At 73.0% G+C, this 6,000-nt stretch carries 5 protein-coding genes; 1 reads left to right on the top strand and 4 read right to left on the bottom strand.

The annotated features are described in order from the left end of the window. Positions 1-295: 295 nt before the first annotated feature. Positions 296-1,585: a DUF445 domain-containing protein gene (locus AB0E02_RS23615; RefSeq protein WP_362142346.1), complete on the bottom strand. Its 1,290-nt coding sequence runs from the start codon at positions 1,583-1,585 to the stop codon at positions 296-298. A gap of 343 nt (positions 1,586-1,928) precedes the next feature. On the opposite strand from AB0E02_RS23615, the gene AB0E02_RS23610 reads away from it, so the two are divergent. Next, entirely contained in the window at positions 1,929-3,239 is a 1,311-nt protein-coding gene (locus AB0E02_RS23610) for an SGNH/GDSL hydrolase family protein (protein ID WP_362142332.1), read from the top strand. 86 nt (positions 3,240-3,325) lie between these two features. Here AB0E02_RS23610 and AB0E02_RS23605 read toward each other — a convergent pair whose 3' ends face one another. The 3 genes from AB0E02_RS23605 to AB0E02_RS23595 form a co-directional block, all read right to left on the bottom strand. Beyond that, positions 3,326-4,048, bottom strand: coding sequence for a DUF1707 domain-containing protein (locus AB0E02_RS23605; protein WP_362142330.1), 723 nt, complete (start codon positions 4,046-4,048; stop codon positions 3,326-3,328). 67 nt (positions 4,049-4,115) lie between these two features. Continuing rightward, positions 4,116-5,147, bottom strand: coding sequence for an ATP-binding cassette domain-containing protein (locus AB0E02_RS23600; protein WP_362142328.1), 1,032 nt, complete (start codon positions 5,145-5,147; stop codon positions 4,116-4,118). A gap of 54 nt (positions 5,148-5,201) precedes the next feature. Continuing rightward, positions 5,202-5,966, bottom strand: coding sequence for an ABC transporter permease (locus tag AB0E02_RS23595; protein WP_362142344.1), 765 nt, complete (start codon positions 5,964-5,966; stop codon positions 5,202-5,204). Between the last annotated feature and the right edge of the window lie 34 nt (positions 5,967-6,000).

Below are 6,000 nucleotides of genomic sequence, written 5' to 3'. Positions count from 1 at the left end.
CACCTTCTTCCCCTCCCCCAACGGGAGGGGACGGGCCGGAGGGCCGGTGTTTGGGACGTAAAGCGCCAGCAGTCCCAAACACCGGCCCCGCAGGCCCGTCACCGCACCCAACACCCACCCAGCCCGCCGCAGGCGCAACGGCGAGACCACCCGCGACGGGAAAGACAGCTACGTGGGAGGCGCCGCAAAGCGCAACGGCGACCGACCCCCACGTCGGGAAAGACGGGTACGTGCGGGGCGCCGCAAAGCGCAACGGCGAGACCACCCGCGGCGGAACAGACGGGTACGTGGGAAGTCAGCCAAGCGCCCGCGAAACCGTATAGATGGCCAGCCCCGCCAGCGCTCCCACCACCGTGCCGTTGATGCGGATGAACTGGAGGTCGCGGCCGATGTGGGCCTCGATCTTGCGGGAGGTGTGGGTGGCGTCCCAGCCGGCCACCGTGTCGGTGATCAGGGACGTGATCTCGTGCTGGTAGGTCGTCACGATGTAGACCGCCGCGCCCTCCAGCCAGCCGTCCACCTTGTTCTGCAGCCGCTCCTCGTCGGACAGCCGGCGGCCCAGGGACAGCAGGGCGGCCCGTACCCGGAGGCGGAGTTCGCTGTGTTCGTCCTCCGCGGCGGCGACGATCATCGCGCGGACCGCGCCCCAGGCGGAGGCGATCAGGTCCTGGACCTCGCCGCGGCCGAGGACCTCGGACTTCAGGTGCTCGACCCGGGTCCTGGTGTCGGGGTCGGTCTGCAGGTCGTCCGCGAAGTCCGCCAGGAAGCGGTCGATGGCGCCGCGCGCGGGGTGCTCGGGCATGTCCCGCATCTCGGTGACGAAGCGCAGCAGTTCCTTGTAGACCCGGTCGCCCACTTTGCGGTCGACGAACCGGGGCGTCCATCCGGGGGCGCCGCCGGAGACCGCCGCCATGACGGAGTCGCCGTGTTCGACCAGCCAGTCGTGGGCGCGGGCGACGACCAGGTCGACCACCCTCCGGTGGCCGCCCTCGGCGACGACCTTCTCCAGCATGGTGCCGAGGCCGGGCGCGATCTCCTGGGCGTCCGCGCGGCGGGTGATCGCCTCGCCGACCACCGCCTGCACGTCGGAGTCGCGCAGTACGGTCAGCGCGCCGCGCAGGGCGGTGGAGAGTTCGGCGGTGACCCGGTCCGCGTTGCGGGGCTCGGCGAGCCAGCCGCCGAGGCGGCGGCCGATGCCCACGGACCGCAGCCGGCGGCGGACGACCTCGGCGGAGAGGAAGTTCTCACCGACGAAATCCCCCAGGCTCTGTCCGAGTTGGTCCTTTTTCGTGGGGATGATGGCGGTGTGCGGGATCGGTAGTCCCATGGGCCGCTTGAACAGTGCGGTGACCGCGAACCAGTCGGCCAGCGCACCGACCATGCCGGCCTCCGCGGCCGCGGCGACGAACCCGGTCCAGCCGCCCGCCCCCGCGCGGCCGGCCCACGTCGCCAGGGCGTAGACCAGCGCGACGGTCAGCAGCAGGCCGGTGGCCAGCGTCTTCATCCGGCGTACGGCGTGCCGCCGCTCCTCGTCGGCGGCACCGTAGACGAAGCCGCCGGCCGGCGCCACCGGGCCGCGCGGCATCGCGTCCGGCGCTTGGGATGCGTCCCCCGCCGACGCCCTGTCCGTTCTCGTGCGTTCCATCCGCTCCACCGCTCCCACCGTGCCCCCCACCACTCCCACGGCCTATGCTGCGCCGCGGGTCCGGCCACCGGTCCGGCCGTATGTCCCACTGTGACCTACTCCTGGAGCCAACCACGAGTTCCCGGCAACCGCCGGGGCCGGCACCGTACGGGGTGCCGGGCGGCTCCCAGGAGGTCCGTGGGATCATGGGGGACCGACCGGACGCCAACGGTGCCGCTGCCCACCCGCTGCCCTTGCCCGCCCGGAGCCTGGAGCTCCGCTTTCCCCAGGAGACCCCTCCCGCATGAAGAAAAGTGTGGGTTACGCCCTGCTCGCCGCCCTGGCGGCAGTGGTGGTGCTGATCTCGGCCGCGATATTCGCCGGCTTCGGCGGCGGGGACGGCGGTCCGGGCAGCTCCCCGCACAAGCCGCGCGATCCCGCCGCACCGGCGGTCTCCGGGCAGTGGGTCGGCACCTGGTCGGCGGCCGCGGCGGCGGCCGAGCCCGGCACCCTGGACGGCTACGCGGGGATGTCGATACGCAACGTGGTGCACACCAGCGTCGGCGGCTCCGGCGTCCGCATCCAGCTCTCCAACCTCTACGGCACCCGGCCGCTGGTGGTCAGCCACGCCTCGGTGGCCCTGGCCGCGGCCCCCAGCGACCCCACCGCCGCGGACGGCACGATGCGCCGGCTGTCCTTCGGAGGCAAGCCCGCGGTGACCATCCCGGCGGGCGGCGCGGTCACCAGCGACCCGACCCGGCTGAAGGTCCCCGGCGACGCGGACCTCCTGGTCACCACGTACTCCCCCTCCCCGTCCGGCCCGGCCACCTACCACCCGTACGCCCGGCAGACCTCCTACCTGGCGCGCGGCGACCGCGCCGAGGACGGCACCGGCGCCGCCTACACCGAGCAGAGCCCCTACTGGCGCTATCTGACCGGGGTCGACGTGTGGAGCACCGAGGCGCAGGGCTCGGTGGTCGCCATCGGCGACTCGATCACCGACGGCATCACCTCCACGGCCGGCGCCAACCACCGCTGGACCGACTTCCTGGCCGCCCGGCTGCGCAACGAGCCCGGTGCGCCCCGCTACGGCGTCCTCAACCAGGGCATCAGCGGCAACCGCCTGCTGGTCAACGGCAGCCGCTTCTCGCCCAACAACGGTCCCAGCGTGCTGTCCCGCCTCGACCGCGACGCGCTCTCCCGCACCGGTGTGAAGGCGGTGATCGTCGAGATCGGCCTGAACGACCTGTTCAAGTCCCCGCGCCAGCTCGACCCGCAGAAGATCGTCGCGGGCATGCGGCAGATCGTCCGGGAGGCGCACGCCCGCGGCCTGCGCGTCACCGGCTCCACCCTTACGCCGTTCGGCGGACACCGCGGTTACTCCGCCCAGCTGAACTCGGTCCGCGAACGGGTCAACCGCATCATCCGCTCCGGCACCGTCTACGACGAGGTCGTCGACTTCGACAAGGCCCTCCGCGACCCGGCCGCCCCGGTCCGCCTGCGCCCCGTCTACGACTCCGGCGACCACCTCCATCCGAGCGACGAGGGCTACCGCGCCATGGCCCGCACGGTCGACCTCGACCTCCTCCGGCAGTCCGCCCCGGCGTCGCTCTGACCCCCGCCCCACCGCCTCGGCCCCGTTCGGCCGCCCGGGTGGTCACCTCCCCACCGAGCACCCCTCCGGCCGCTTTCCGCCGCCGTTCAGCCGAGTTCCTTGCGGCGGGCGCGTTCCTCGGTCTTCAGGCGGCGGCGTTCCTCCTTCAGGCGGCGCTTTTCGGAGGCGGGCAGTTTGCGTTCGACGCCGACGCCGCCCATCAGTGCCAGGCCCCGGACGATCACCCGGGGGGCGCCGGGGTCGCCGGGGACGCCGTCCTCGGGGGAGTCGAAGCCGCCCATGATGCCCAGTCCCCGTACGTCGACCTCGACGCCCGGGGGGACGATGACGTTCACGCCGCCCATGAAGGCCCAGCAGTCGATCACGACCTCCGACGCGGCGAAGTCGGCCTCGCGCAGGTCGATCTCCCCTCCGCCCATGCAGCAGACCGCGGTGAAGCGGCGGCCGATGGTCCAGCGGCCCTTGCGCTGGAAGCCGCCCATGACCGCCAGGCCCGTCGTCGAGCCGCGGGCGTCGCCGACGATCCGGCCGGCCCAGGAGCCCACCGCGGCGGGGTCCTTGTGCAGTGACACGGGGGCCGGCGCTGCGGGGGCGGGGGCCGGCGCGGCCGGCAGGTCGGCGGTGAGCGGCGCCAACTCCCCGTAGGTACGGGCCAGATAGGCCGCTTCCAGCCGTTCGTCGAACTCCGCCATCTCCAGCCGCCCCTCCGCGAGGGCGTCCCGCAGGATCTCGGCGACCCGGTCGCGGTCGGCGTCGGAGGCACGCAACTCGGCGGCGGAGGCCCGCGGCGCCGGGAGGTCGTCAGTCATACGGACAGCGTATGGGGCAACGGCGGACGGCGGGCCGGTCCGTATGCCTCCGGTCCCGCCTTCCTTCCTACGCCGGGGCGCCCTGGCCGTCCGGGGTGCGGCCGGGCTCCGCGCGGGTCGCGCCGCGGGCGTACAGCTCGGCGATCAGCGACTCGACGTCCGGCTCGCGCAGTGACAGGTCCACCAGCGGATAGCGTTCGGCGACCGCGGTGACCAGCGGCGCGGCGCTCTGTGCCGCCGGGAACACCAGCCACTGCCGGGGGCCCTCCACCCGGACCGTACGGGCGCCGGGAACGCCCTCGATGGGCGGCAGTTCGCGTTCCAGGTCGACCACGAGGGTGCGTTCGCCGTCGGCCGCCGCGCGCAGCCCGTCCAGTGCGCCGTCGTAGACCAGCCGGCCGTGGTCGATGACCATCACCCGGCGGCACAGCTGCTCGATGTCGGTCAGGTCGTGGGTGGTGAGCAGGACCGTGGTGCCCCGCTCGGCGTTCACCTCGCGGACGAACTCCCGCACCTTCGCCTTGCTGACGACGTCGAGCCCGATGGTGGGCTCGTCGAGGTAGAGCACCTCCGGGTCGTGCAGCAGGGCCGCCGCGATGTCGCCGCGCATCCGCTGCCCGAGGGAGAGCTGCCGCACGGGTACGGCCAGCAGCGGGGCCAGGTCGAGCAGTTCGACGCAGCGCTCCAGGTTGGCGCGGTAGACGGCGTCGGGGATCCGGTACATGCGGCGCACCAGTTCGTAGGAGTCCGCGAGCGGCAGGTCCCACCACAGGGTGGTGCGCTGGCCGAAGACCACGCCGATCCGGCGGGCGAGCCGGGTCCGTTCGCGCGCGGGGTCGATCCCGGCGATCCGCAGCCGGCCGCCGCTGGGCACCAGGATGCCGGTCAGCATCTTGATGGTGGTGGACTTGCCCGCGCCGTTCGGGCCGATGTAGCCGACCATCTCGCCGCGCGGCACCTGGAAGGTGATGCCGTCGACGGCCCGCACCTCCTCGCGCACCCGGCGCAGCCGGCCCGCCTTGCGCCGTACCGAGAAGACCTTCTCGATGCCGCGGACGTCGATCAGCGGCTCCGGGCCGGTGCTGTCAAAGTCCGTCATCTGCGGCTTTCTTTCAGGGGGTCGGGCGTCGTACGGATTTTGACTGACGGCGCGTCAGCTTCCGGTGCTGCGGTAGCCGCGCAGGCCGTACCGCCAGGCCAGCGCCGCGCCCGCGCACATCAGCGCGGCCACGGCGGGGCCGAGGAAGTCCACCCAGCCGGGCAGGCCGAGCGGGTCGGGGCGGCCCAGCAGGCGCAGTGCGGGCAGCCAGTTGACGAAGGCCAGCGGGACGACGAACGTGACGCCGCGCACCAAATCCTTGGCGAACACCGTCGGCGGGTACTGCAGCAGGGCGTTGCCGCCGTAGGTGAAGGAGTTCTGCACCTCGGCCGCGTCCTGCGCCCAGAACTGGAAGGCGGCGCCGGTGGTGAAGACCGCCCCGAAGATGGCCGTACCGCAGACGGCCATCAGCACCACCAGCAGCAGCCGCCCCACCGTCCAGTCCACCTCCAGCCGGGTCACCGACCAGCCGAGCACCAGCAGCGCCTGGGAGATCCGGCCCAGCCGGCGCAGCGCGAACCGGTCGGCGGCGACCTGGGCGAACACCGGGGCGGGGCGCAGCAGCAGGACGTCGAGGGTGCCGTCGCGGACCCGCCGGCCCAGCCGGTCCATGCTGCCCAGCAGCAGATCGGCGAGGCCCAGCGACAGCCCGGACGTGCCGTACAGGAAGGCCACTTCGGGCAGTGTGAAGCCGCCGAGCGCGTCGATCTGCGAGAACATCAGCAGGATCGCGACGAAGTCCAGTGCGCAGGCGGCGAAGTTGCCGACCGCCATCATCACGAACGAGGCCCGGTAGGCGAGGGTCGAGCGCACCCACATCCGCACGATCAGCCCGTACGCGTACAGCCCCTGG

Source organism: Streptomyces sp. NPDC048196 (genome assembly GCF_040652715.1).
GTDB lineage: Bacteria > Actinomycetota > Actinomycetes > Streptomycetales > Streptomycetaceae > Streptomyces > Streptomyces siderophoricus.
The sequence above is the reverse complement of the archived record's forward strand: the minus strand, read 5'-3'. Positions and strand labels throughout refer to the sequence as shown.